Source organism: Polynucleobacter sp. (assembly GCF_030693775.1).
Taxonomy (GTDB): domain Bacteria; phylum Pseudomonadota; class Gammaproteobacteria; order Burkholderiales; family Burkholderiaceae; genus Polynucleobacter.
Genome location: NZ_JAUXZY010000005.1, coordinates 291,359 through 317,007 on the forward strand (window position 1 = coordinate 291,359; position 25,649 = coordinate 317,007).

General features: G+C 50.8%; 28 protein-coding genes. 21 read left to right on the plus strand and 7 right to left on the minus strand.

Going from position 1 to position 25,649, the window contains the following annotated elements; all coding sequences use genetic code 11:
• Nucleotides 1-5 precede the first annotated feature (5 nt).
• Together Q8M75_RS09485 and bioD are read left to right on the plus strand one after the other, a co-directional pair.
• Nucleotides 6-1,280, plus strand: coding sequence for an 8-amino-7-oxononanoate synthase (locus tag Q8M75_RS09485; RefSeq protein WP_305488847.1), 1,275 nt, complete (start codon nucleotides 6-8; stop codon nucleotides 1,278-1,280).
• Nucleotides 1,277-2,023 carry a dethiobiotin synthase gene (gene bioD, locus Q8M75_RS09490; RefSeq protein WP_305488849.1) on the plus strand — a complete coding sequence of 249 codons (747 nt, stop codon included), beginning with the start codon at nucleotides 1,277-1,279 and terminating at the stop codon, nucleotides 2,021-2,023. Before Q8M75_RS09485 ends, bioD begins: the two co-directional genes overlap by 4 nt.
• Here bioD and Q8M75_RS09495 read toward each other — a convergent pair.
• The gene (locus Q8M75_RS09495) at nucleotides 1,994-3,706 is read right to left on the minus strand and encodes an AMP-binding protein (RefSeq protein ID WP_305488852.1); all 1,713 of its coding nucleotides are present in this window, start codon (nucleotides 3,704-3,706) and stop codon (nucleotides 1,994-1,996) included. The two genes, bioD and Q8M75_RS09495, sit on opposite strands and share 30 nt — an antisense overlap.
• A 109-nt stretch (nucleotides 3,707-3,815) precedes the next feature.
• On the opposite strand from Q8M75_RS09495, the gene Q8M75_RS09500 reads away from it, so the two are divergent.
• Entirely contained in the window at nucleotides 3,816-5,012 is a 1,197-nt protein-coding gene (locus Q8M75_RS09500) for a M20 aminoacylase family protein (RefSeq protein WP_305488854.1), read from the plus strand.
• Nucleotides 5,013-5,030: 18 nt separating this feature from the next.
• On the opposite strand, the gene Q8M75_RS09505 is transcribed toward Q8M75_RS09500, so the two are convergent.
• The 3 genes from Q8M75_RS09505 to apaG form a co-directional block, all read right to left on the minus strand.
• Nucleotides 5,031-5,807 carry an enoyl-CoA hydratase gene (locus Q8M75_RS09505; RefSeq protein ID WP_305488857.1) on the minus strand — a complete coding sequence of 259 codons (777 nt, stop codon included), beginning with the start codon at nucleotides 5,805-5,807 and terminating at the stop codon, nucleotides 5,031-5,033.
• Between the two features lie 46 nt (nucleotides 5,808-5,853).
• Nucleotides 5,854-7,029, minus strand: coding sequence for a murein transglycosylase A (locus Q8M75_RS09510; RefSeq protein ID WP_305488859.1), 1,176 nt, complete (start codon nucleotides 7,027-7,029; stop codon nucleotides 5,854-5,856).
• A gap of 128 nt (nucleotides 7,030-7,157) precedes the next feature.
• Nucleotides 7,158-7,532, minus strand: coding sequence for a Co2+/Mg2+ efflux protein ApaG (apaG, locus tag Q8M75_RS09515; protein WP_305488861.1), 375 nt, complete (start codon nucleotides 7,530-7,532; stop codon nucleotides 7,158-7,160).
• Between the two features lie 84 nt (nucleotides 7,533-7,616).
• Here apaG and rpe point away from each other — a divergent pair, with 84 nt between their 5' ends.
• From rpe to trpC, 5 genes are read left to right on the plus strand one after another with little or no spacing between them, the layout of a single operon-like run.
• Complete coding sequence (rpe, locus tag Q8M75_RS09520) at nucleotides 7,617-8,336, plus strand: ribulose-phosphate 3-epimerase (protein WP_305488862.1); 720 nt, start codon at nucleotides 7,617-7,619, stop codon at nucleotides 8,334-8,336.
• Nucleotides 8,336-9,841: an anthranilate synthase component I gene (trpE, locus tag Q8M75_RS09525; protein WP_305488864.1), complete on the plus strand. Its 1,506-nt coding sequence runs from the start codon at nucleotides 8,336-8,338 to the stop codon at nucleotides 9,839-9,841. The genes rpe and trpE overlap by 1 nt, the downstream gene beginning before the upstream one ends.
• Nucleotides 9,825-10,397 carry an aminodeoxychorismate/anthranilate synthase component II gene (locus Q8M75_RS09530; protein WP_305488866.1) on the plus strand — a complete coding sequence of 191 codons (573 nt, stop codon included), beginning with the start codon at nucleotides 9,825-9,827 and terminating at the stop codon, nucleotides 10,395-10,397. Before trpE ends, Q8M75_RS09530 begins: the two co-directional genes overlap by 17 nt.
• 3 nt (nucleotides 10,398-10,400) lie before the next feature.
• Complete coding sequence (trpD, locus tag Q8M75_RS09535) at nucleotides 10,401-11,429, plus strand: anthranilate phosphoribosyltransferase (protein WP_305488867.1); 1,029 nt, start codon at nucleotides 10,401-10,403, stop codon at nucleotides 11,427-11,429.
• Nucleotides 11,426-12,229, plus strand: a complete 804-nt coding sequence (trpC, locus tag Q8M75_RS09540; RefSeq protein ID WP_305488869.1) for an indole-3-glycerol phosphate synthase TrpC — start codon at nucleotides 11,426-11,428, stop codon at nucleotides 12,227-12,229. Before trpD ends, trpC begins: the two co-directional genes overlap by 4 nt.
• On the opposite strand, the gene Q8M75_RS09545 is transcribed toward trpC, so the two are convergent.
• Complete coding sequence (locus Q8M75_RS09545) at nucleotides 12,226-12,801, minus strand: hypothetical protein (protein WP_305488870.1); 576 nt, start codon at nucleotides 12,799-12,801, stop codon at nucleotides 12,226-12,228. The two genes, trpC and Q8M75_RS09545, sit on opposite strands and share 4 nt — an antisense overlap.
• Nucleotides 12,802-12,932: 131 nt before the next feature.
• Here Q8M75_RS09545 and Q8M75_RS09550 point away from each other — a divergent pair, with 131 nt between their 5' ends.
• Entirely contained in the window at nucleotides 12,933-13,292 is a 360-nt protein-coding gene (locus Q8M75_RS09550; protein WP_305488872.1) for a winged helix DNA-binding protein, read from the plus strand.
• Between the two features lie 6 nt (nucleotides 13,293-13,298).
• On the opposite strand, the gene ychF is transcribed toward Q8M75_RS09550, so the two are convergent.
• Complete coding sequence (gene ychF, locus Q8M75_RS09555) at nucleotides 13,299-14,393, minus strand: redox-regulated ATPase YchF (protein ID WP_305488874.1); 1,095 nt, start codon at nucleotides 14,391-14,393, stop codon at nucleotides 13,299-13,301.
• A gap of 40 nt (nucleotides 14,394-14,433) precedes the next feature.
• Here ychF and Q8M75_RS09560 point away from each other — a divergent pair, with 40 nt between their 5' ends.
• The 5 genes from Q8M75_RS09560 to Q8M75_RS09580 are packed head-to-tail and all read left to right on the plus strand — an operon-like array spanning nucleotide 14,434 to nucleotide 19,349.
• Complete coding sequence (locus Q8M75_RS09560; protein WP_305488876.1) at nucleotides 14,434-15,720, plus strand: FAD-dependent monooxygenase; 1,287 nt, start codon at nucleotides 14,434-14,436, stop codon at nucleotides 15,718-15,720.
• Nucleotides 15,717-16,454: a DsbC family protein gene (locus Q8M75_RS09565; RefSeq protein ID WP_305488877.1), complete on the plus strand. Its 738-nt coding sequence runs from the start codon at nucleotides 15,717-15,719 to the stop codon at nucleotides 16,452-16,454. The genes Q8M75_RS09560 and Q8M75_RS09565 overlap by 4 nt, the downstream gene beginning before the upstream one ends.
• 2 nt (nucleotides 16,455-16,456) lie before the next feature.
• Nucleotides 16,457-16,753, plus strand: a complete 297-nt coding sequence (locus Q8M75_RS09570; protein WP_305488879.1) for a HigA family addiction module antitoxin — start codon at nucleotides 16,457-16,459, stop codon at nucleotides 16,751-16,753.
• 7 nt (nucleotides 16,754-16,760) lie between these two features.
• Nucleotides 16,761-18,518: a M61 family metallopeptidase gene (locus Q8M75_RS09575; RefSeq protein ID WP_305488881.1), complete on the plus strand. Its 1,758-nt coding sequence runs from the start codon at nucleotides 16,761-16,763 to the stop codon at nucleotides 18,516-18,518.
• 21 nt (nucleotides 18,519-18,539) lie between these two features.
• Entirely contained in the window at nucleotides 18,540-19,349 is an 810-nt protein-coding gene (locus Q8M75_RS09580) for a uracil-DNA glycosylase (protein ID WP_305488883.1), read from the plus strand.
• Here Q8M75_RS09580 and Q8M75_RS09585 read toward each other — a convergent pair.
• Entirely contained in the window at nucleotides 19,329-19,598 is a 270-nt protein-coding gene (locus Q8M75_RS09585; protein ID WP_305488885.1) for a hypothetical protein, read from the minus strand. The two genes, Q8M75_RS09580 and Q8M75_RS09585, sit on opposite strands and share 21 nt — an antisense overlap.
• Nucleotides 19,599-19,629: 31 nt before the next feature.
• Here Q8M75_RS09585 and hemA point away from each other — a divergent pair, with 31 nt between their 5' ends.
• From hemA to rmuC, 7 genes are all read left to right on the plus strand, one after another.
• A complete protein-coding gene (gene hemA / locus Q8M75_RS09590) occupies nucleotides 19,630-21,018 on the plus strand; it encodes a glutamyl-tRNA reductase (protein WP_371131782.1) in 1,389 nt (462 codons plus the stop codon).
• Nucleotides 21,019-22,098 carry a peptide chain release factor 1 gene (prfA, locus tag Q8M75_RS09595; RefSeq protein ID WP_305488887.1) on the plus strand — a complete coding sequence of 360 codons (1,080 nt, stop codon included), beginning with the start codon at nucleotides 21,019-21,021 and terminating at the stop codon, nucleotides 22,096-22,098.
• Between the two features lie 35 nt (nucleotides 22,099-22,133).
• Nucleotides 22,134-23,015, plus strand: coding sequence for a peptide chain release factor N(5)-glutamine methyltransferase (gene prmC, locus Q8M75_RS09600; protein ID WP_305488889.1), 882 nt, complete (start codon nucleotides 22,134-22,136; stop codon nucleotides 23,013-23,015).
• 73 nt (nucleotides 23,016-23,088) lie between these two features.
• Nucleotides 23,089-23,397 carry a Grx4 family monothiol glutaredoxin gene (gene grxD, locus Q8M75_RS09605; RefSeq protein WP_305488891.1) on the plus strand — a complete coding sequence of 103 codons (309 nt, stop codon included), beginning with the start codon at nucleotides 23,089-23,091 and terminating at the stop codon, nucleotides 23,395-23,397.
• A 166-nt stretch (nucleotides 23,398-23,563) separates the two neighbouring features.
• Nucleotides 23,564-23,863, plus strand: a complete 300-nt coding sequence (locus Q8M75_RS09610; RefSeq protein WP_305488894.1) for a DUF1778 domain-containing protein — start codon at nucleotides 23,564-23,566, stop codon at nucleotides 23,861-23,863.
• Nucleotides 23,860-24,351 (plus strand): GNAT family N-acetyltransferase, encoded by a 492-nt coding sequence (locus Q8M75_RS09615; protein WP_305488896.1) that lies wholly within the window; start codon nucleotides 23,860-23,862, stop codon nucleotides 24,349-24,351. Before Q8M75_RS09610 ends, Q8M75_RS09615 begins: the two co-directional genes overlap by 4 nt.
• 19 nt (nucleotides 24,352-24,370) lie before the next feature.
• On the plus strand, nucleotides 24,371-25,648 hold the full coding sequence (gene rmuC, locus Q8M75_RS09620) for a DNA recombination protein RmuC (protein WP_305488899.1): 1,278 nt from the start codon (nucleotides 24,371-24,373) through the stop codon (nucleotides 25,646-25,648).
• The last annotated feature ends 1 nt before the right edge of the window (nucleotide 25,649 follow it).

The following is a 25,649-nucleotide window of genomic DNA, read 5'->3' on the forward strand; positions in this document are numbered from 1 at the left end:
AAACCATGAAGTCCAGCACAACTCCGTTCACTGCCCTTGCGCTTGCGCAGCAACAGCTAGACGCCCTGGATGCCTCACTGTTGAGACGTCGCCTCAAGCAAACGCAAAGCGCTTGCGATGTCGAAGTCAAAGTAGCAGGCCGCCTACTGAAGGCATTTTGCAGCAATGATTACCTGGGGTTTGCTAATCACCCGCGGCTTATCGCAGCAATGGCTGAAGGCGCAGAACGGTATGGTGTTGGTAGTGGCGCTTCTCACCTCATCAGCGGTCATAGTGTGGCACACGACTTACTTGAAACAGAATTAGCTCGCACACAACAGAAACATATCGACGATGCGCGCGCGCTCTTCTTTTGCACAGGCTATCTTGCCAATATCACTGCGATTACTGCGCTAGCGGGATTGGGAGTGGGATTGCAAGCAGCAAAACAGAATGCTGGCATTAGCATCTATTCCGCCAAGTTAAATCATGCATCCTTAATCGATGGCGTCAAACTGGCGGCGGCGCAGACAAAAGCAAGCGTTCATTTATTCGATCACACGAAGCTGGCTGCTTTAAACGAAATGCTGCAAGCGGATTCAGCGGCACACAAATTGATTGTGACGGACGGTGTCTTTAGCATGGATGGCGACCTAGCTCCGGTAGCCGATCTACTAGCGATTGCAGAAGCCCATGATGCACTGCTGATTGTCGATGACGCACACGGCTTTGGTGTGCTCGGAAAATACGGTCACGGTATTTTGGAGCACTTCCAAATTCAATCGAATCGCATTGTCTATATTGGCACCCTCGGTAAGGCTGCTGGTGTTAGTGGCGCCTTTGTCTGCGCTCATAAACTACTAATGGAGTGCTTGATTCAAAAAGGACGGCCGTACATTTACAGCACTGCCACCCCTCCCGCCATTGCGCATACGGTGCTGGCGAGTTTGCATTTGATTGAAGGTGAGGAGGGTCAGGCACGACGTGCCCATTTAAATCAACTGATTGCTATTTGGCATCAAGAATTACAACTTGATCATTGGCAAATTAGTTCGTCGATGACTCCGATTCAGCCGCTGGTATTGGGGAGTAATGCCGCGGCACTATCAGCATCAAAACAATTAGACGAGGCAGGTTACTGGATTCCGGCGATACGTCCGCCAACCGTTCCGGAAGGCAGTGCGCGCCTGCGGATTACGTTCTCGGCCAATCACAGCACCCAAGCAGTGCGCGAACTCATTGCCGAGTTACAAAAAATAGAAGCCCTCGTTTATATCTCTAGCGAAACGAAATCAGTATGAGTCAATTACGTAAGCGTGGATTTTTTATTACCGGTACCGATACCGAGGTAGGTAAGACGCTGATTGCTTCTGCGCTAATTCTCAAAATCAAAGCGCTTGCACCCAATCAACCGGTCATCGGATTTAAACCCGTGGTCGCTGGAACAAGTCAGTCGTCCGCAGGCCTTACAGTGAATGAAGACCTGGAGTCACTCAAATTAGCATCGGGCTATCCGGGGAATGCAAATGATCTATGCCCTTATGTATTACCAACCCCCGCAGCACCCCACTTAGTAGCCAAATCCATGGGCGTCACGCTAGCGCTCTCCACCATGCTTTCGGCGTGCGAGCGTATCAGGGCGCAGGCCGACTGGATTGTGGTGGAAGGCGCAGGAGGCTTTTTGGTGCCAATCAATGCAGAGCAGGATTTAGGGGATTTAGCCGAGGCCCTGCAGATGCCAGTCATCCTCGTGGTTGGGCTGCGCCTGGGCTGCATTAATCATGCCCTCTTAACCGTTGCAGCAATTGCCCAGCGTGGCCTTACGCTTGCCGGATGGGTAGCGAATACCATGGATGCGGATATGCCCTACTTGCATGAGAATATCGACACACTACGGTCACGAATTTCAGCGCCCCTCTTAGGGGTTGTACAGTCACTGCCCGCAGAATGTCGACACCAAAGCAATCATGCTTATCCCTTAGCAGCAATGCAGTTTGCAGCTGATGCGCTTGACTCAGACCGTGTTGCGCGCTTGATCGCGTAGTACGCGCCGCAGTATCTTGCCGACGTTATTTTTAGGCAGGCTCTCCGTAAACTCGATCGCACTCGGGCGCTTGTAGGGGCTGAGCTGCTCTCCGCATACCGCCATAATCCGCTCCGCAGTCAAATCAGGGTCGTCTGACACAACGAACAGCTTCACAAGTTCACCCGATGCGGATTCGATGCCGATAACAGCGCATTCCAATACGCCGGGTATTGATGCAACGACATCCTCTACTTCATTCGGATACACCTTAAATCCAGCAACCGTAATCATGTCTTTTTTACGATCGACGATACGAAAAAAACCAGTCGAGTCCATCACGCCGATATCACCTGTTTTAAAGAATCCATCTGCTGTGATTGCATTCGCGGTTTCTTCTGTTTGATTCCAATACCCTTGCATTACTTGCGGACCGCGAATATAAATCTCGCCCGCTTCTCCTGCTGGCAATGGCGCTCCTAATTCATCTCGAATCGACAACTCCGTATCGGGGAGTGGATAGCCAATGCCGCCAGTAAATGATTCAATCAAGGGCGTATTGCAACAGGCTACAGGTGCGGTTTCGGACAGGCCGTAGCCCTCAGCGATCGCAACACCGGTCAGGGCTTTCCAGCGGTCTGCTACCGATTTTTGTACCGCCATGCCGCCACCAATCGTCAGTACCCATTGCGAGAAATCCAGCTTAGCAAAGTCAGCATTATTCAGCAGGGCCTGAAACAAGGTATTTACACCGGGGAAAAAATTAATCTCCGGAAACTCTTTTAAGATTCCGACCAAATTGGGAACATCACGGGCATTCGGAACCAAGATAATTTTTGCGCCCAAGCGCATACCCAAAAGGCCGCATCCCGTAAAAGCAAAGATGTGATACAGCGGCAGTGCACATAAAAAATTCCATTGCCGAATAGGCTTGACCTTCTCAATTGGCCTGAGCCAAGTTTCGACCTGCAATAGATTGGCCAGTAAATTACGGTGCGTCAAAATGGCGCCTTTGCTCACACCCGTAGTACCGCCGGTGTATTGCAATAAGGCAATTGAATCGCCATTCAGAGGCGGTCTTTGGTATTGCACCCGCTTACCCAAATCAAGCGTTGGCTTAAGTTGCAAGCAATTGAGGTTTTTTGGCAAGGTATAGGGCTCGACCTTGCGTTTAAATGTTCGAATAAAACGATCTAGCCAAGGACCACGCCAACCCAAAAACTCGCCAATGCTACTGACAAACGCATGCTTGATTGGCAGCCCTGGATTAATGCGGAGCGCTTGCTCTAGGGTGTTACCAAAATGCTCCAAAAACACAATCGCTTCTGCGCCGCTGTCGCGCAACTGAAACTCCAATTCATGAGCGGTGTACTGAGGATTAACGCTCACCACCACATACCCTGCCCGCATAATTCCGTATAAGGCAACGGGGTATTGCGGCAAATTGGGCAACATAATCGCTACGCGTGCACCTTTACTCAAACCAATGCTTTGTAAGTAGCCGGCAAATTGCAGTGATGCCGTGTCGAGCTCCCGGTAGCTCAGGCCTTTGCCCATGCACCAAAACGCCGTCCGCTCTGCATAGCGGCTGAACGCATCTTCCAGTACCTCGACCAGGGACTGATGGGCGCTGTAGTCCAGCTGCGCAGGTACGCTAGCGGGGTATTGCGCAAGCCAAGGAAGGGATGGGGCAGTGTTTGACATAGGTTCCAGAATGTTGTTTCCGTACTGTAGCAATATTCGTATTTTTTAGGATTTATACCGTATTGCATTGCAATATGCAGGTGATTTGCCTTTCAGATAAGATCTTCGTATGCGATTACTTCCCGAAATCGTCGATTCAGCGGCAAGCATACAAGCCATTCGACGTGACATCCACGCCCATCCCGAGTTGCGCTTTGAGGAAATCCGTACAGCTGAACTGGTAGCAAAAGCGCTGACCAGCTGGGGCATTCCGATTGTGCGCGGCCTAGGCAAGACTGGTGTGGTCGGTCGCGTTGACGGTGAGGCAGGCCCAGGAAAGATGATTGGTTTGCGCGCCGATATGGACGCCCTGCCGCTGCAAGAAAAAAATGTGTTTGCGCATGCATCGCAACATGCCGGAAAAATGCATGCCTGCGGTCACGATGGACACACTGCCATCTTGCTCGGGGCCGCACACTACTTTTCAAGCCACCGTAACTTTGCCGGCTCGATCATTTTTATCTTCCAGCCGGCTGAAGAAGGCGGTGGCGGCGCTCGCGAAATGATTAAAGATGGTTTGTTTAAACAATTTCCATGCGATGCTGTATTCGGCTTACACAATTGGCCCGGTTTAGCGGAGGGTCACTTTGGGGTTACTCCAGGGCCAATGATGGCATCAAGCAATGAGTTCGCGATCACCATTCGCGGTAAAGGTGGTCATGCTGCCTTACCGCACAACAGCGCCGATCCAGTTCTTGCTGGAGCGCACGTGGTGACAGCACTGCAAAGCATCATTACCCGCAATAAGCGTCCAGTCGACGCCGCTGTTCTATCGGTGACGCAGTTTCATGCAGGCGAGACCAGCAATGTCATTCCCGATAGCGCACAGATTGGGGGTACAGTTCGCACCTTTACCAACGAGGTGCTCGACCTAATTGAGCGACGCTTAAATGACGTTGCCCAGCATGTTGCAGAAGGTTTTGATTGCAAAGCCGATGTTGTCTTCACACGCAATTACCCACCTACGATCAACCATGAGCAGGAAACGCAATTTGCCATCGGCGTCATGCAGGATCTTGTGGGCACAGAAAACGTCAATGTCCGAATTGATCCCACTATGGGGGCAGAAGACTTTGCCTTCATGTTACAAGAAAAACCCGGATGCTATGTGTTTTTAGGTAATGGTGATGGCGATCACCGCAGTACCGGTCATGGCATGGGCCCGTGCCACCTACACAATCCCTCGTACGACTTTAATGACGCACTGATCCCGGTCGGCGTGAATTACTGGGTTGCATTGGCACAAAAATTTCTAGCCAAATCCTAAACGCAGTAAATAATTCGATTACGAGTTTTTAAATTGGGGTGGTCGCTTTTCAATGAATGCGGCCATGCCTTCTTTTTGATCCTCTGTTCCAAAACAGCTATGAAAGAGGCGACGCTCAAAGCGAATGCCCTCACTTAAAGGCATCTCATAGGCCGCATTGATGCTTTCTTTGACCATCATGGTGGTGAGTAGCGGCATGTCGGCAATGGTCTTTGCAATCCCGCCCACTTGAGTGAGTAATTCTGCGGCAGGGAAAATACGACTCACCAAACCAGCGCGCTCAGCCTCTTGAGCATCCATCATGCGCCCAGTAAGGCACAGGTCCATTGCCTTGGATTTAGAGACTGCTCTGGGTAAGCGCTGCGTGCCGCCTGCACCTGGCAAGATGCCTAATTTCACTTCGGGCTGACCAAACTTAGCGCCATCGCCAGCAATGATCATGTCGCACATCATGGCAAGTTCACAGCCGCCGCCAAGTGCATAGCCATTGACCGCCGCAATTACCGGCTTACGAATTTTCCGAATGGTTTCCCAATTACGGGTAATGAAGTCTTGTCGATACACTTCATGAAATCCATACTCAGCCATCTTTGCAATGTCTGCGCCAGCAGCGAATGCTTTCTCGCTCCCCGTAATAATGATGCAGCCAATCTGGTCGTCTGCATCAAATGCCAATAAGGCCGCGCCCAACTCATCCATCAAGTCATCGTTTAAAGCATTGAGGACCTGTGGGCGATTTAAGGTAACCGTTGCTACTCTGCCATCGACGGCGGTAAGTATGGTGTCGTAATGCATTTTTTCCTTTAAGCGATTGCGATTTGGTGCGCATCATTGCGCGCATTTACTTCGGTAATAGTAACCACATCTGCCCGTCTTGCTTCATCCTGCCTGCAAGCTCTCCAGCAGCATCACCCGTACCCCAATAGTAATCGGCACGAACGCCGCCCACAATAGCCGTCCCCGTATCTTGCGCCATCACTAAGCGGCGTAAGGTTTGTTTACTCAAAGGCCGTGTGGTTGTAATGAAAACAGGCGCTCCGAGCGGCATTGCTTTGAGGTCAACGGCAATGCTGCGCTCTGCTGTTAATGGCACGCCCAGCGCGCCGATCGGACCTAAGTCGGGACTAACATTACTCGGCAACTCTTTAAAGAACACAAACCGTGGATTGGCATTGAGCATCTCTTCCACGCGGCGGGGGTTGCGTTTAGCCCAGCTCTGAATGCCCTGCATCGTCGCTTGGCTGCGGGTGATCTCGCCTTTATTTAAAAGCCATTGCGCAAACGACTTAAATGGTTGCTCATTGGTGCCAGCAAAGCCAAAGCGCAAAACCGTACCATCATCCAATTTCACTTTGCCCGAGCCCTGAATTTGCATGAAGGCTGCAGCGACTGGATCTTCGACCCAAACGAGCTCTGAGCCGCGCAATAGATTCGAATCCATTAACTCAGCGCGTGTTGGTCCTGGATTCGGTTTATTGCGACTCCATGCTGCGGGATAGCCATATAGGGGGACGGTATATCGCGACGTACGTACACGCGAGCCATTCATGATCGGCTCGTAATAGCCCGTCACTAAGCCTGTTTCACTGCCAGAGGAATTGCTACGAATGGCATATGCCTGAAACGCATCTTCAAAATAGCGTCGCACTGCCTGTGGATTCGAACCAGAAACGGATTTGGCGCGATCGCAAACGCCGCTCCATGAGCGCGTGCTGTTGCGCTTCACCATGGCTTTGCAACTTTCAAGCCATGCAGACCACGCCGCGCTCAAATCATCCTCTTGCCAGCCGGGTATTTGCTGCCACGCGACCGGACTAAATGTAGCGATCGGGCTATTAAAGCTGGCTGCGGGAGCGCTGCTATCAATCGATGGTGTTCGTTGTCCAGGGCCTCGTGTAGGTGGAGTAGCGCAGCCCACGAGCAAAACCAGCACTAGAGCGCACATCGCGATAAGATGACAGCGGTACAGCGATTGCTGTTTCGTGGCTTTACAAAAAGGGTACCAATTCATCATCATGATTGCCAATTTACTCGATCAATACCCCATGCTACTTTTTGTACTCGAGGGTCTGCTTGCCTTATGCCTACTTTTATTCATTGTTTTTTGGACCAGCAAGGGTAGAAAAGAGGACTAAGCTAATACCCTTAATGCAGGGTGCGCGGCATCACGAGGGCAAATTCAGCAATCGGCGCCTGAAAAAAGTGGGCATCCTCCGTAACGCAGAAATATTCACCGCGCATCGTTCCCGCCGGCGTGGGCAAAGTAGCCCAACTGGTGTACTCAAACTGCTCACCTTCGCGCAAAAGGGGCTGTTGCCCCACAATCCCAAGGCCACGAACTTCCTGCACGGCATTGTCCCCATCGGTGATGTGCCAGTGGCGTGCAATGAGCTGCACCGGGGTGGTGCCAATATTGCGAATCGTGACCGTGTAGGCAAAGGCAAATTGCCGGTTATCGGGGTCGGACTGCTCTGGCAAGTACTGGGTGCGTACAGAAATACGGATTTCGTGGGAATTCATGGAGGCATTCTGCTTCATCCTGAGGGCAACTGCAAGCTAGAATCTAGGTATGGACCGTCAAAAACTCTTTTCTTTCAAGCCAATATGAGCCAAAAGCCAGAACTAGGTCAATCAAAGCAATACCTTATTGCCCCCTCCATTCTGTCCGCTGACTTTGCTCGCCTTGGCGCGGAAGTCACTGACGTTCTGTCTGCAGGGGCAGACTGGGTGCACTTTGATGTGATGGACAACCATTACGTGCCCAATCTCACCATTGGGCCTCTGGTTTGCGAAGCCATCCGCTCTTATGCCGTGAAAGATGGCAAACCAGCCATGATTGATGTCCATTTAATGGTGGAGCCCGTTGACCGCATCATTCCAGACTTTGCTAAGGCCGGGGCCAATTTAATTAGCTTTCACCCCGAAGCGAGTAGTCATGTGCACCGTAGCCTCAACTTGATTCGCGATCAGGGCTGCTACGCCGGCCTTGTGTTTAATCCAGCTACGCCACTGGATCATCTTGATCACACCTTGGATTTAATTGATTTGGTTTTGCTGATGTCGGTAAACCCCGGTTTTGGGGGGCAATCCTTTATTCCGAGCACGCTAGAGAAAATTGCAACAGTACGTGCTCGCCTGGATCGCTACGAACAGGAGACCGGCAAACACATTCGCCTCGAAGTCGATGGCGGCATTAAGGCCGACAATATTGCGGCGATTGCCAAGGCGGGTGCCGACACCTTTGTTGCGGGATCAGCTATTTTTGGCAAACCAAATTATGTGGATGTCATAGCGGCCATGCGAACGGAAGTGAGCAAAGTCTAATGCAACGCACTGAATTTGATGCCCTCGCTGCGCAGGGTTTTAATCGCATTCCGCTTGTACAAGAAACCCTAGCGGACTTAGAGACGCCACTCTCTCTGTACCTCAAACTGACCAGCACCAGCGGTCAAAAAAATACCTATTTACTCGAGTCCGTTGTTGGGGGCGAGCGCTTTGGGCGTTTTTCGTTTATTGGCCTTCCAGCAAAAACCATTCTTCGCTCGATTGGCACGCCGCTCGCACCCGTTACCGAAGTCGTTACCGATGGCACGGTTGTTGAAACCAATCACGACAATCCATTGGATTTTGTCGATGCCTACTTTAAGCGCTTTAAGGTAGCTGTTCCTCCCGGCCTCCCACGCTTCTGCGGTGGTCTCGCAGGGTATTTTGGCTATGACACGGTGCGCTACATCGAATCCCGTCTGGCGCAACATACGCTACCAGACGAATTACATGTACCCGATATTCAATTGATGCTCACTGAAGAGCTCGCCGTGATTGATAATGTCGCGGGCCGCATTTACTTAATTGTGTATGCCGATCCCACTATCAAAAACGATTTTGAGCGGGCCCAAGCCAGATTAGATGAACTGCGACAGTGCATCGGTCGGTCAATCACCATGCCAGCAACACCGCCAAGCACCAAAACCGAACTGATTCGCCGCTTTGATGCAGCTGATTTTGAAGCAGCTGTTCGTCGCACCAAAGACTACATCTTGGCGGGAGACTGCATGCAAGTGGTAATTGGTCAGCGCATTAGTAAGCCGTTTACTGAATCGCCCTTAGCGCTTTATCGCGCACTACGCTCATTAAACCCATCACCGTATATGTACTTCTATGACTTTGGGGACCTACAGGTAGTCGGCTCATCACCCGAGATCTTGGTACGGCAAGAGCTGCGTGAATCACAAAAGATTGTGACCATCCGCCCTCTCGCTGGAACGCGTCCGCGCGGCGCTACCCCCGAAGAAGATGCGCGCCTGGCAACCGAACTCTTAGCCGATCCAAAAGAAATTGCCGAGCACGTGATGTTGATTGATTTAGCACGCAACGATGTGGGTCGCATTGCTAAGACGGGCACGGTCAAGGTCACGGACTCGATGGTGATTGAAAAATACTCCCACGTGCAACACATCGTCAGCTCGGTCGAGGGCGAGTTACTCGATAACATGAGCAATATGAATGTGCTCCGAGCTACTTTTCCAGCAGGCACTTTATCGGGCGCTCCTAAAATACGCGCCATGGAAATTATTGATGAGATGGAGATTACTAAGCGTGGCATTTACGGTGGCGCAGCCGGCTATCTGTCTTTCTCTGGCGACATGGATGTGGCCATTGTGATTCGTACGGGCGTCATTCGCGATGGCATGCTGCACTCGCAAGCGGGTGCTGGGGTTGTGGCTGACTCTGACCCAGCTGCTGAATGGCGCGAAACCGAAGCCAAGGCACGTGCGGTTCTAATGGCTGCGGATTTAGTACAAGGAGGTCTTGATGCTCCTCATGATTGATAACTACGACTCGTTCACCTATAACTTGGTGCAGTATTTCGCTGAACTGGGTGAAGATGTTCGTGTGTATCGCAACGACGAAATCACCCTAGCGCAGATTGAGGCACTCAAACCAGATCGAATCTGTATTTCACCAGGGCCTTGCAGCCCAAGCGAGGCAGGCATTTCAGTGGATGTGATTAAGCACTTTGCTGGCAAAGTACCTATCTTAGGAGTTTGCCTTGGCCACCAGGCTATTGGTGAAGCCTTCGGGGGCGATATCATTCGCGCGCAAAAAGTCATGCATGGCAAAACCGATGCGATTACACATACCGGTGCCGGTGTATTTGAAAATCTTCCAAGCCCATTTACGGTCACGCGCTATCACTCGCTCGCGATTGATCGCAAAACTATTCCAGCGTGCTTAGAGATTACGGCGCAATCTGCCGATGGTGAAATCATGGGCGTACGGCACCGCGACTTACCGATCGAGGGTGTCCAGTTCCACCCTGAATCGATTTTGTCGGAGCAAGGCCATGCCCTACTCAAGAACTTCCTGCAATTAAAGGTGCATTAAGCCATGCCGATTACGCCATCCGAAGCTCTGCAATGCTGTATTGACGGTCGTGAACTGAGTCATGACGACATGACTGCCATGATGCGCCACATCATGAGCGGCGACATTCCGCCTACCCTGGTCGCTGCTTTTTTAGTCGCGCTGCGAACCAAAAAAGAAACTGTGGGCGAAATCGCAGCTGCGGCGCAAGTCATGCGCGAGTTTGCCACTCCAGTTCATATCAAGGACACACGGCATTTAGTCGATGTAGTTGGTACCGGCGGTGATGGTGCGCATACCTTTAATATTTCAACCGCAGCGATGTTTGTAGCCGCTGCTGCCGGCGCCAAGATTGCTAAGCATGGCAATCGCAGCGTGAGCAGTAAGTCCGGTAGTGCCGATGTTTTAGAGTCCTTGGGCGTCAATCTCAACGTCAGTCCAGAGCGTGTTGCAGAAAGTATCTCAACACTTGGTGTGGGCTTCATGTTTGCACCCAACCACCACCCTGCAATGAAGAATGTGGTTCCCATTCGCAGAGAGCTTGGGGTTCGCACTGTATTTAACATTTTGGGTCCGCTGACCAACCCAGCTAATGCAAAGCATATTTTGATGGGTGTGTTTAATGCGGAGTTGGTCGGCATTCAGGCGCGCGTACTGCAATCCCTTGGTATGACCCATGCCATGGTGGTATTTGGTCGCGATGGCCTTGATGAAATCTCCCTAGAAGGCCCCACACTCATTGGTGAACTCAAAAATGGGCTGGTGAGTGAATATGAGATTCATCCCCGTGATTTTGGTTTAAGCACCGCGCCCACCAGCGGCTTTCAGGTAGCTAATGCCGAAGAGTCAAAGCAGATTGTCTTGCGCGTCCTAGGTGGTGAGGCAGGTCCTGCGAGTGACATTGTTTGCCTCAATGCCGGCGCCACAATCTATGTTGCCGATCTAGCGCCCGACATTGCCACCGGAATTGCCATGGCTAAAGCGGCCATCGCAAATGGCACTGCACGTAGCACCTTAGATCAGTTCATTGCGGCAACGCAGCTTAAATCATGAGCGATATCTTAGAGCGCATTATTGCGACTAAGCGCGTTGAAGTCGCGCACGGCCTGAACACCATGCCAATGAACGCATTGCGTGATCAAGTCGAAGCGCAGCGTCAAGATCCTTTCTATACACCGCGTGGATTCGTGGCGGCGATTGAGGGCAAGATCACCAACGGTAAATCAGGCATCATCGCTGAAATTAAAAAAGCCAGTCCCAGCAAGGGCATCTTGCGCGCCGAGTTTGATCCTGCATGGATTGCAAAAAGCTATGCGCAGCACGGCGCAGCTTGCCTTTCTGTATTAACCGATGTGCAGTACTTTCAGGGCTCCAGTGACTATTTAAAAGTAGCACGCGCAGCTTGTGCCCTCCCAGTGCTACGCAAAGATTTTATGATCGACCCCTACCAGGTGCTTGAAGCGCGTGCCATGGGTGCAGATGCGATTCTGCTCATTGCAGCGGCGCTCGATTTAGATCATATGCGTGAGCTTGAGCAATGCGCACACGATCTGGGCATGGATGTCTTGGTTGAAGTGCACAATGCAGAAGAGCTTAGGGCTGCACTCCAGCTTAAAACACCCTTATTGGGCATCAATAACCGTAACCTCAAAACCTTTGAGGTTACGCTAGAAACCACCATTGACTTACTCAGCAGCATTGGCGACGACAAGATCATCGTGACTGAATCCGGCATTCTGGAGCGAGCAGATGTTCTGCGCATGCGAGAGCATCAGGTCAATGCATTTTTAGTGGGCGAAGTATTTATGCGAGCGCCTGACCCTGGCGTAGCACTCGCTGCACTTTTTGCCTAAGGGCCTTTAGGCAGGCGACGCCGCATTAAATCAATACCGTATTTAATGAGGGCGATCAGCAAAATCGATCCGGCGACGTCACCGGCAAACATCACAAAAAAATGATTAATGCTGCCGGACTCTAAATCGCGCAACATAAACCAATACTGATGGAATGCCGAACTCATTAAGGCATAGATCACAATGCAAAGAAGAATTTTTTGCATGCTTAAATTACTGAGATCATTACTAATATAAGTATTCGAAACAACAACCCACTTTGCAAATAAAGGTGCAAATCCGGATATCAGGCCTATACCAATACAGGTTACTAAATCGGGTATGAAAACCCCAAAATACGAAATAGCGAAGGAGGCCGCTGCAATACCGATAGCGCCAGCCAAACCAAATATCAAAATAAGAAATAAACGCAGGCCCGCTGGTAAGTAAATCCAGCTCACACCGAGATCGTATTTCAAGGTCTCAGTGATCCAGTCATTGAAAAAAAATAAAGCACTGTACAGTAGCGCACTAATTAATGTGCCCACCAGAAATACCGACAAACGATTAGAAAATGTCCTTACAGATTCCATACTTTCTTCTTGCGCGACAAAAGAGTGCGTCACACTTACAAAGGGTTTATACTTAGCTCAACGGTGTACACCATTGTTTGTTTATATATTTACTAATATAACGAAGGTTTTTGAGTTTAAAAATTTAAATAATGCCAGGCCCATCCAACTCTAAGAATTCTGCCTATATTCGCTTCCTCAATTTAATTGACGTGCTGGATCGCATTAATCCAGGCAAGAAATTGGACGCCACAGAAGAAAGTTTACTCAATAAGATTGTTTTAAGCGCGCACCAAGGTCGGGTTATGTTGGTGGGTGATCTCATTTCGCTCGCTGAGTTCGGTTCGCAAGCGACCTTACACGGTCGACTTAAAAATTTACGCGCGATGGGTTTAATTGAGATGACCGCAGATGAAGATGGTCGCAAAAAACACGTCGTGCCCACCAAGTCCGCTATGAAGCGCTATGAAGAGTTATCCAAATGTCTGGAAAAAGCGGTTCGCGCGAGCTAAATTGACTTAGACGTTAAATAAGAAATTCAGTACGTCGCCATCTTTAACGACGTACTCCTTCCCTTCGGCACGCATCTTGCCTGCCTCTTTGGCGCCCGATTCCCCTTTGTATTGAATAAAGTCATCAAATGCAATGGTTTGTGCCCGGATAAAGCCGCGCTCAAAATCAGTATGAATCACGCCTGCTGCATTCGGCGCTGTATCGCCAATGCGAATCGTCCATGCACGTACCTCTTTTACGCCTGCCGTGAAATAGGTCTGTAAGCCAAGTAAAGCATAGCCCGCACGAATCACCCGATCGAGGCCAGGCTCTTGCATACCCATGTCGGCTAAGAATTCGGTTTTATCCGCATCGTCGAGATCAGCAATCTCAGCTTCGATGGCGGCGCAAACCGCCACAACTGGGGCGCCCTCTTTTGCAGCATGCGCAATCACGGCATCCAAATGGGGATTGTTCTCAAAGCCATCGTCTTTCACGTTAGCCACATACATGGCAGGCTTAGCAGTAATTAAGCAAAGGGGTTTGAGAAGCAACTTCTCGTCATCACTCAGGCTCATGCTTCGTACTGGCTGAGCCTCATTCAAATGAGCCTGGACCTTGCTGAGAACGGCAACTAAGGCAGCCGCTTCTTTATCGTTACCTGACTTGGCTGCTTTACTGGAGCGATTCAGGGTTTTTTCAACCGTAGCCAGGTCGGATAGCGCCAACTCCGTATCAATCACCCCAATATCCGCAATGGGATCGATCTTGCCAGCAACGTGAATCACGTTCGGGTCATCAAAACAACGCACCACATGGGTAATCGCATCAGTTTCCCGAATATTGGCCAAAAATTGATTGCCAAGGCCTTCGCCCTTGGATGCACCAGCAACCAAGCCCGCAATATCAACGAACTCGACCGCCGCCGGCACGATGCGCTCTGGAGTCACGATGGCAGCCAAGGCAGCTAAACGGGGGTCAGGAACCTCGACTACGCCTACATTGGGCTCGATCGTGCAGAAGGGATAGTTTTCTGCCGCGATGCCAGCTTTGGTAAGCGCATTGAAGAGGGTGGATTTGCCGACGTTAGGCAGGCCGACGATGCCGCATTTTAAAGACATGCCTCCATTGTAATTCGGCTTGTTTCGATATCATCGGGTTATGGCATTCAATTCACCCAAATCCACTTCTTCAGCCAAGACGCCCATACCGGCTACCGGCAAAACGCGTCGGTGCGATATTGCCATCATTGGCGGGGGTATTGTCGGTAAAGCCTGCGCTCTGGGCTTAGCCCAACAGGGTTTTGATGTGGTTCAAATCGCGCCCGATATAGATCAGCAAACCCCCAAACCAAGCGGGGATCACTGGGCTGAACGCATTTATGCCATTTCTCCTGGGACTCGCTCCCTATTGCAATCCCTGCAAGTGTGGGATGCCATTGATCACCACCGCCTCCAAGTCGTCCGGGATATGCGCATTTATGGCGACCGCGGCGAACGCAGCGATGGGCTGCATCTCTCCGCATTTGAGGCAGGCGTTCCCGAGCTTGCCTGGATCGGAGAGTCCGATTTACTAGAGCACATACTTGAGCAAGCCTGCCGCTTTCAGTCGAAATTGGAGTGCATTGTTGGATCACTCGAGAATCTGTTTGTCGAGCCCGATGGTGCCTTGCTCCGATTCGATGGTGCGCAATCGCTTGGTGAGATTAAAGCCAGTTTGGTGATTGCAGCCGATGGTGCGAATTCATCCCTGCGCTCCATGCTCGAAATCCAAACAGATCACAAATCATATGAACAACGCGCAGTCGTCGCCAATTTTGTATGCACGAACGCCCATTTAGAAACCGCATATCAGTGGTTTTTACCAGGTGGCGACATTCTCGCGATGCTACCCCTCCCAGGCAAACAGGTGTCGATGGTGTGGTCAACCTCACCTGAAAACGCGGCCCGGCTGCTTACCCTCGAAGCAAACCAATGGCAGTCTGAGTTTGCAGCACTTCAGGATGGCGCGATTGTCCATGCCCTTGGAACACTGTCCCCACACTCGAAACCAGGCTCGTTTCCGTTGCGCAAAATCCGTGCGCAGCGCGTGATCGGCCCGGAGCTCATGCCTAAAGTGATTTTGATTGGCGATGCTGCGCACGTCATTCACCCCTTAGCTGGGCAAGGATTAAATTTGGGCTTGCGCGATGTAGCCGCCCTACTGCGCATCCTGCGCGAACGTGAATCATTTCGAGCAATTACGGATCCGGTCTTGCTGCGTCGCTATGAGCGTGGACGCCAAGGTGATACCGGTGCCATACTGTGGGTGACCGATCGACTGAAGCAATTGTTTACAAGCACGAGCCCTCTGCAGCAAAAAATTCGTAATTGGGGAATGGGCTTAGTGAATCGCAGCCATTTGATGAAACGGCATTTAATAAAAGAAGCGTTAGGAGAAGTGCAATGAAAACCAGTCTACGAAATACCGCTTCCGCCTTGGCATTTTGCGCTAGCGTGATTGGCCTATTGGCCAGCTCTTCTATTGCACAAGCTCAGAACACACAGCAGATTAAAGCGGAGTTACAAAAACGCTTAGGCAGCACTGCCAACATTAAAGGCGTATCAGCCTCACCAGTACCAGGCTTATTTGAAGTGCAGCTCAATAGCGAAATCTTTTATACCGACGCCAACGCAAAATACCTGATTCAGGGTGAAGTTATTGAATTGGCTACTGGTCAAAACCTGACAGAAAAACGTCAGGCTGACCTCAATCGCATTCGCTGGTCTGATCTGCCTCTGAGTAATGCCATCAAAATGGTGCGCGGCAATGGTAGTCGTCAACTTGCTGTTTTTGCTGACCCCAATTGCGGTTACTGCAAGCGTTTAGAAAAAACATTTCAACAGCTAGATAACGTGACGGTATACACCTTTTTATTGCCAATTCTATCTGCAGACTCGGTACAAAAGTCCAAGCAAATTTGGTGCTCTGCGGATGCCACGAAAACATGGATTGACTGGACCATTAATAACACCGCGCCCAGTGGCAAAGGCGAGTGCACTACGCCGATTGATAAGAACCTGGCCTTGGCTAAGTCCTATGGCATCACTGGCACACCCACCATCTTCTTTACTGATGGCTCACGCTTCCCGGGCGCAGTGCAATTGAGCGACATTGAAAAGAAGTTTGCTTCGCTAAAATAGCAATGATGAATATGCTTAATCCAGCACACCCTGGTGAAGTATTGAGGCAGTGGCTTCCCGAAGGCATGCGCATTGAAGATGCGGCCGAGCAACTGCACATTTCACGCACATCACTATCCAAAGTCCTTAACGCCAAATCTGGACTCACTGCACCCATGGCATTACGACTTGCCTCTTGGCTTGGCACTTCGCCAGACTTATGGCTTGGTATGCAGCTCCAGTGGGATCTGCGCCAAGCAAGAAAATTACGCCTTCCAAAGATAAAACCATTAAAACGTGTAGAAGCATCCACTTCCTAAAGTCAATATGCCTCTCCCAGCAATTCAATACACCGTCCATGCCGCCGACTTAGATGGCCATCGCTACGAAGTTGCCCTGCGGATTGCCAATCCCAATCCTGTAGGACAAGTGCTCCGTATGCCAGCCTGGATTCCCGGCAGTTATTTAATTCGGGACTTTAGCAAGCATATCGAAACCATCACTGCTTTTTCCGTCACGGATACAGCAGAGACTGAACTGCAGCTTGAACGCATCGATAACGACACCTGGAAATTACCTGCAGTATCTGCAGATACCGTGATTGAGGTTCGCACTACGGTGTATGCCTTTGATACCTCGGTTCGCACGGCATATCTAGACTCAGAGCGTGGCTTCTTTAACCCTAGCAGTTTGTGCTTGGCTGTGGAAGGTCAAACTCACTTACCTACTGCGCTCGCGATTGCGCCTGTCGGTACCTGGTCAGTACAAACCACTTTGAGTCGTGTAAAAACCGATGCTGCGGGATTTGGTTTTTACCTCGCGCCCAACTATGACGCCTTATTAGATCATCCCGTTGCGCTAGGGCATTTTCAGACGGTTGATTGGAAATCTCGCGGCACCGCCCACAGCATGGTGATTCAGGGCTGCCTACAGGAAGTCGATCGCCAGCGTTTAGCAACCGACTTGGCCGCTATTTGTGAATCTATCGTTGATTTATTTGAGCCGAAGACAAAGCAAGCGCCATTTCAGCGGTATTTGTTTTTAGTCAATGCGGTTTTATCGGGCTACGGCGGTTTAGAGCACGCAGACAGCACAGCCTTGCTATGCAATCGTGATCACTTACCGCAACACGGTCTCCCACTCAATGAAGATGGCTATCGTGAATTTTTAGGTCTTTGCAGCCACGAATATGTTCATGCCTGGTTAGTGAAGCGTATTCAGCCCAAGGCATTCCAGCCCTACGATTTACAAGTCCGCAATCACACACGTCTGCTTTGGCTCTTTGAGGGCTTCACCAGCTACTACGATGACTTGCAGTTACTGCGCAGTAAGCGCATTACCTTACAGTCCTATCTCGACTTAGTCGCCAAGAATTGGAATATGGTTTTGCGCGGCCCTGGTCGTCACAAACAAAGCGTCGCCGATAGCTCCTTTGATGCCTGGACCAAGTATTACCAGGCAGATGAACACACTCCCAATGCCGTAGTGAGTTATTACGCCAAAGGCGCTTTAATTGCGCTTGGCCTCGATCTACTCATTCGGGTGCAAACCCGCCAACGCAAATCCTTAGATAAGGTCATGCAATTGCTCTGGGCCGCCCATGGCAAGACGCAAGAGGGTTTGGTGGAAGATGGTTTTGACCGGATTGTGCTGGCTGCGATTGGTCCTGACTTTAAAAAGCCGTGGCTGCAATTTAAGGCGCGCTACATCGAGGGCACGCATGACCTACCCCTGGTTCAGTGGCTTACAGCCCAGGGTATTGTGGTTACCGACAAAAAAATGAGTCTACTCGAGCATATGAAATTGCAATGGGCCATGCGCTACAGCGATCAAAATGGCTGGGTTAAGGTAACGCATGTGTTGGACGGAGGCATCGCTCAGCGTGCTGGTTTGGCTCCAGGTGATTTAATCGCTAGCATCAATGGCCAACGCATTACTCCAAGTCGACTGGATGCGGTGTTTGCCCAATTGCAAATGGGGATGACTGCGCGCTTGCGTTTTTATCGCCAAGACTGTGAGCATGAGAGCCAATTTGTACTAGAGCCCTCCAGTCCCGTTATGCAGTACCAACTTTCTGCACAGTAAATCAACTCTTCGAAACATGGCATGGCAATGCTCAATGTAGAGGCGCTAATACCAAGCGATTGGAAATTACTGCTTGGGGATTACCTCGCTTCACCGGATTGGCAGCAGCTGCGTACTAATTTACATAAGGCAATTGAAGAAGATGCGAATGCGATTTGCCCTCCGCCCCCGCTGTTCTTTCGGGCTTTAGAACTCACTCCATTAGAAGCGGTATCGGTGGTTATTCTTGGGCAAGACCCCTACCACTCGCCGGGCCTCGCGCAGGGTCTCGCATTTTCAATACCCGCTTCCGTTGTTCCCAGCTCACGCAGCTTTCCGAGCTCGCTGCGCAACATCAGCAAAGCCTTAGAGCTCGAAGGGTTTGGTTCCTTGGCACATGGTGACTTACGTGATTGGGCCGAGCAAGGTGTCTTGCTTTTAAACACCGCGCTTAGCGTCAAACAAGGAGAGGCTGGCAGTCACTTTCATCTGGGCTGGCAGCATTGCATCAATGCATTGATCCGGCAACTGTCGATTGCTAAGCCCAATTTAGTTTGGCTACTTTGGGGGGCGCACGCCCAATCCAAAATACCCCTGATTGAGCATGGGGAGCTTGGTTTAGAAGAGTCTAGCCATCTGATATTGCAAGCCTCGCATCCTTCGGGCTTGGGGGTTTATAAAACGGCACAGCCTTTTTTAATTCAGCAGCGCGCGGGTGAACAGCCCGATGCGAGCTGCGGGCATTTCACTAAAACCAATGATTGGTTGATTGCCCACGGCAAAGACCCCATTCGCTGGATTGGCCCCCAGCAGCAATCGAGACAAACCGGCTTATTTGCGGATAACCGTTAACAACAAACCCGCGAGCCAGGCCGATCCGATGGCAGTCAGCCATTCTGCAATCTGACCTGACTGAAATAGCCCTAAGGCCTGACCACCATACGATCCAGCAGTAGCCCCCAGAGAACCCACTAAGAAAAGGCCACAGAGCCCCAATAGGCCGGTTTTTTGGCGTGAGCGGCCAGGGTAAAAGTAATGTGCCGACCACCCAACGGCCGACCCAATCAGTAGAAAAGCCAAAAACCCCATGCGCATCCCCATTAAAACGCCATCAAACCTATAATTAGGGCCTATGAAGCTGTTGACCCTCGGCATCAATCATCACACAGCGCCAGTGGACGTTCGGGAAAAAGTCGCCTTTGACCCTGAATACCTCCAAGAAGCGTTGCATGACTTGCGCCAGCACCTCAGCGGCGTCAGTCAATCTGGCTTGCCTGAAGCCACCATTTTGTCGACGTGCAATCGAACCGAACTGTATTGCGCCGCCAACGATGCCGACTCTGCCTCCCTCTTGCACAGCGCTACCTTTGATTGGCTCGCAAAAAGCCAGCAACTGGCTCCCAGCAGTTTAGAGCCCCATATTTATTCCTTGCCCCAGTCCGATGCTGTACGCCATGCGTTTCGGGTTGCGTGCGGCCTGGATTCCATGGTCCTTGGTGAAACCCAAATCCTCGGGCAAATGAAAGATGCGGTTCGTACAGCCAATCAAGCAGGGGCACTCGGCACCTACTTAAACCAGCTCTTCCAAAAAACCTTTGCGGTTGCCAAAGAGGTACGGGGCTCAACCGAGATTGGCGCGCACTCGATTTCGATGGCGGCAGCAGCAGTAAGGCTCTCCGAGCGCATCTTCGAAAAAATTGCCGAGCAGCGCGTTCTCTTTATCGGCGCAGGGGACATGATCTCCTTGTGCGCCACCCACTTTGTGGCACGCCAGCCCAAGCAAGTGGCGATTGCTAATCGCACGATTGAACGTGGCCAAGAATTAGCCGACTCAATTGCATCGCAAAATGTCGAAGCAGAATCATTCAAACTATCTGATTTACCGAGTCGCCTCCATGAGTTCGACATCATTGTGTCGTGTACCGCAAGCTCCTTGCCTATCATTGGGCTTGGTATGGTTGAGAGCGCTCTAAAGCAACGGCGCCGCAAGCCCATGGTGATGATTGACCTGGCGGTACCACGTGACTGCGAGCCAGAAATAGCCCGCTTAAATGACATTTACCTCTACACCGTCGACGACCTAGGTGTGATGATTCAGACGGGTAACTCGATGCGGCATGCGGCGGTAAGCCAAGCAGAAGCTATTATCGAAGACCGCGTTGGCAACTTTATGCATTGGCTCAATGGCCGCAATACTGTGCCATTAATTCAGGACCTCCAGCAGCATGGCGAGCGCCTGCGTCAAATTGAACTCGAGCGTGCCATGAAACGCCTGATGCGCGGTGATGACCCTCAAGATGTCCTCAATGCTATGGCGCAAGGCTTAACCAATAAGTTCTTGCATGGCTCACTCCATACCTTGCAGCACTCCAATGGTGCTGAACGCGATTCCTTGATTAAACTATTACCTAAATTATTTTCTACCCACTCGAGCGCCTACTCGCACACCTATCATCATGCCGAGCCAGACTCTAGTAAACCTCCTCGTACAAACGACACATCCGACAAGAACGATCTTTAGATGAAACCCAGCATGCGCGCCAAGCTGGAGCATCTTGATACTCGCTTGGCTGAATTAAATTCCCTGTTAACGCTTGAAGAGTCCACCAAAGACATGGACGTCTATCGCAAATTAACGCGCGAGCACTCGGACATTGCAACGGTTGTTGAGCAATTTGGCTTGTATCGTCAAGCAGAGTCCGACTTGGCCGCGGCCGAAGGCATGCGCTCAGACCCAGAGATGAAGGCCTTTGCCGACGAAGAGCAAAAGGCGGCATCGGCGAAGATGATTGAGCTGGAAGCCAGTCTGCAAAAGGCCTTGCTGCCCAAAGATGAAAACGATGATCGCAACGTCTTTCTGGAAATTCGGGCGGGTACGGGCGGCGATGAGAGCGCCCTCTTTGCAGCCGATTTATTGCGCATGTATACCCGCTTTGCAGAGCGTCAGGGCTGGAAAATCGAGCTTGTAAATTCCGCTGAGTCGGATCTCGGCGGTTACAAAGAAGTGGTGTTGCGCCTCGTTGGTCAATCGGTGTACTCCCGCCTTAAGTTTGAATCTGGGGGGCATCGGGTACAGCGCGTCCCCCAAACCGAAACCCAAGGGCGCATTCATACGTCGGCATGTACTGTAGCAGTGATGCCTGAAGCCGATGAAATCGAGGCTGTCAAAATTAATCCCGCTGAATTACGCATCGATACCTTCAGGGCTTCGGGCGCTGGCGGCCAGCACATCAATAAAACCGATTCGGCTGTGCGCATTACGCATTTGCCTACTGGCATCGTGGTGGAGTGCCAAGATGACCGAAGCCAACACCGCAACAAAGAGCAGGCCATGAAAGTCCTAGTCTCCCGCATCATGGATGGACGCCAACGCGAACAGCATCAACAGGAAGCGCAAACCCGCAAATCCCTTATTGGATCCGGTGATCGCAGTGACCGCATCCGGACCTATAACTTCCCCCAGGGCCGAATTACTGATCACCGCATTAATCTCACGCTCTACAAGATTGATGCCATGATGGATGGCGATATTGATGATTTATGCAATGCCCTGGCCAGCGAGCATCAAGCGGAGTTACTTGCAGCCCTTGGCGAGAGCTAAGCCGCCTCAATCCTTTTTGGCGTTCATTTGAACCGATGACGACTCTGCGTTCCTTGCTAAATGAAACTGGCTTGCCCAAAAATGAAGCGCGCCTGCTTCTAGCCCATTTGCTTGAAATCCACCTGCAGCTACCCAAGTCGGCTTTACTAACGCACGATGGCATGGAAGTCAGCAATACCTTTTTAGAAGAGTGGCAACTGCTCGAGCAACGCCGCCTGCAGGGGGAGCCGATTGCCTACCTCATGGGTAAGCGTGGCTTTCATGCGATCGACCTTATGGTGGGCCCAGGGGTCCTTATTCCTCGGCCAGAGACTGAGCTCTTGGTTGACTTAGGATTGGATGAATTGAACCGTATCATCAATAATGAAAATGCTTTAAATGAGAGTAAGCATTCGCTTACTATACTTGATTTGGGTACGGGCTCCGGTGCAATAGCCCTGGCGATTGCAGCCAGCCAGCCCAAGGTGAGAGTGGTGGCGACCGATGCATCACAGGCTGCACTGGGTATTGCGCAGCAGAATGCAGCGCACCTGAAGCTGAAGGATCGGGTCTCGTTTTGCCTTGGTCATTGGTATGGGGCACTGCATACCCCTGGCAATACTCACTATCGTTTTGATCTGATTCTTAGCAACCCGCCCTACATTGCGGCGAATGATCCGCACCTCAGCAAGGGTGATCTGCGTTTTGAGCCGCAAAATGCTCTGACCGATTTTGGCTCGGGACTCACATGCCTGGCCACCATCATCGATGGCGCCTTGGCCCATTTGAAGCCTGGCGGTCTCTTGGCAGTAGAGCATGGGTTTGATCAGTCCCCTCATGTTTTAGAGCAGCTGGCTTTGGCTGGTTTTCAGGACATTACGCCACATCGGGATTTGGCTGGCCATTGGCGGGTCGCCTCTGGCCGCAAACCCATTTAGGGCAAATCGATAACCCTATTTTTGATTCGGTCTTAAAATTGCTTAACTAATTTTGTACACATGGAGTAACGCAATGGATACCCAAGCTCAAATCAAAGAAATTGTCACCAGCCACCCCGTCGTGCTGTTTATGAAAGGCACCCCCCAGTTTCCGCAGTGCGGCTTTTCCGGCAATGCGATTAACATCCTGCGGGCTTGCGGCGCCGACAATCTGCATACCGTCAATGTGTTTGATGATGAAAGCATTCGTCAAGGCATCAAACAATACGCCAACTGGCCAACCATCCCCCAGCTCTACATCCACGGTGAATTTATCGGCGGCTCGGACATCATGACCGAGATGTTTCAAAGTGGCGAACTCAAGCAGTTGATTCAGGGTTAATTTTTTAGCGGCTTGTGGTGATTAGCGACCTAGCTAAAACTGCGGGCCTCTTTTTTGAATTACCCGGTATTTTGAGTTAAATTGTAATAACAATGTCATTACAAAGTGGTATTCTGTCGATATGCGTTCCTCTAGCGCACTTCTGAACTGAGACTACTGACTGACAATGCCCGCAGCACTCCGAAATCACAGCAAACGCGAAGCACTCAATCTGCGCATTAAGGCAGAGGAGCGGGACTTAATTGATCGCGCCGCCAAGGTACAACACAAAAATAGAACGGACTTTATTTTGGATGCAGCCCGGCTAATAGCGGAAGAGGCCTTATTAGATCAGCGCCTCATTCAGGTCGACCCCAAAACCCATGCCGAGTTTATTGCGCGACTGGATGCACCAATTGTTCAATCAGATGTAAATGCACGCCTGCGCAAAACCATGGCTACCCCCGCACCGTGGGATAAGCAGTGAATTTAGTAGGGCCGGCTTTACTTGATACAACACACCACCTTGACGCATTTCAATCCGGTGTGGATACATTGGATTATTGGCTAAGGCATAGGGCCCGTAAAAATCAAGCGTCGGGTGCATCACGCACCTATGTGGTTTGTAAGGCATCTACCGTATTAGCGTATTACTGCCTAGCTAGTGGGTCTCTGACAGGCGAGCATTCCTCTTCTAGCCGCTTTAGTCGCAATATGCCCAATCCCATTCCGGTTGTCATACTCGGGCGACTTGCCGTCGATCAATTACTCCACGGCAAAGGGATTGGCAGGGCATTGGTTCGTGATGCCTGCCTACGCGTTGAGCAAGCAGCCGATGTATTGGGAATTCGGGGGATTGTGGTGCACGCACTTTCTCTGGAAGCAAAATCGTTTTATGAAAAAATGGGGTTTGATGCGGCAAAACACGATCCCATGATGCTGATGATCACCTTAAAAGATTTAGAGTCACTTTAATCTAGCGTAATCTATGCCCATGTCTTTTGATCTCAGCGCCCTTCTCTTTCTTGGTCTACTCATTGCAGTCTGCACTGGGCTGTTGATCTACCTTTTGACCTTGCGAAGCCGCTTTAGCAGTGCGGAGCTTGCCCTTGCCGAACAAACAGCTTTAGTTGCAAGTCTACGTACGGAGCGCGATACAGCCTTGCAAAATGCCATTCGCCTAGAGGCGGCACTGGACTCGGAACGCAAGCAAGGCCTTGGTCGAATTGAGTCACTCAACGAAGCGAAAGAAGCTCTAACTACTCAGTTTAAAAATCTCGCGAACGATATCTTGGACGATAAAACACGCCGCTTTACTGAACAAAATGCCTTAAGTCTGGATGCTTTGCTGAAGCCTTTGCAAACCAAGTTGACGGAGTTTAAAGAGCAGGTATCGACCTCCTATGCCAATGAATCCCGCGAGCGTTTTGCTCTCAAAAGTGAGATCGAGCGACTCTCGGCATTAAATGTCAAGATGTCGGATGAGACCCGATCGCTTACGCAAGCATTAAAGGGTGACTCCAAAATCCAGGGCAACTGGGGCGAGCTCGTTCTGGAATCCATTCTCGAATCGTCCGGTCTTCGCAAAGGCGAAGAGTACCTTGTGCAAGATAGCCATACTCAAGTGGATGGTTCACGCTTACAGCCCGACATTGTGGTGCGCTTACCCGAAGGTCGCCATTTGGTAGTCGATAGTAAGGTATCGATTACCGCCTATGCGCGCCATGCGGAATCAGCAGATGCCGATACAGCACAGATTGAACTCAACGCCCACATACAGTCGCTGCGCCAACATATTCAGGGGCTCTCCAGTAAGAATTACAGCTCCCTTTATGGAGTTGGCTCGGTGGACTTCGTCTTGATGTTTATTCCAATTGAACCTGCATTTTTATTGGCCCTTAAGTCTGCTCCCAATCTCTATCAAGAGGCGCTCGCAAAGAATATTGTTTTGGTATGCCCTAGCACCCTGATGGCGACACTCCGTACCGTTGCCCATTTATGGCGGCAAGACCACCAGAATAAAAATGCCTTAGAAATTGCCCGCCAATGCGGCGCGCTCTACGATAAATTTGTTGGTTTCATTGATGATATGGAAAAGCTAGGTCAACGGATTGATCAGGCTCAAACCAGTTACCACGATGCCTTTAACAAACTTAAAACGGGTAAAGGCAATTTAATACGTACGGCAGAGAAGGTGCGTGAGCTGGGTGTGAAGCCCAGTAAAACACTACCGACAGGCTTATTGGATTCCACAGCCGATACCGACGAATAAT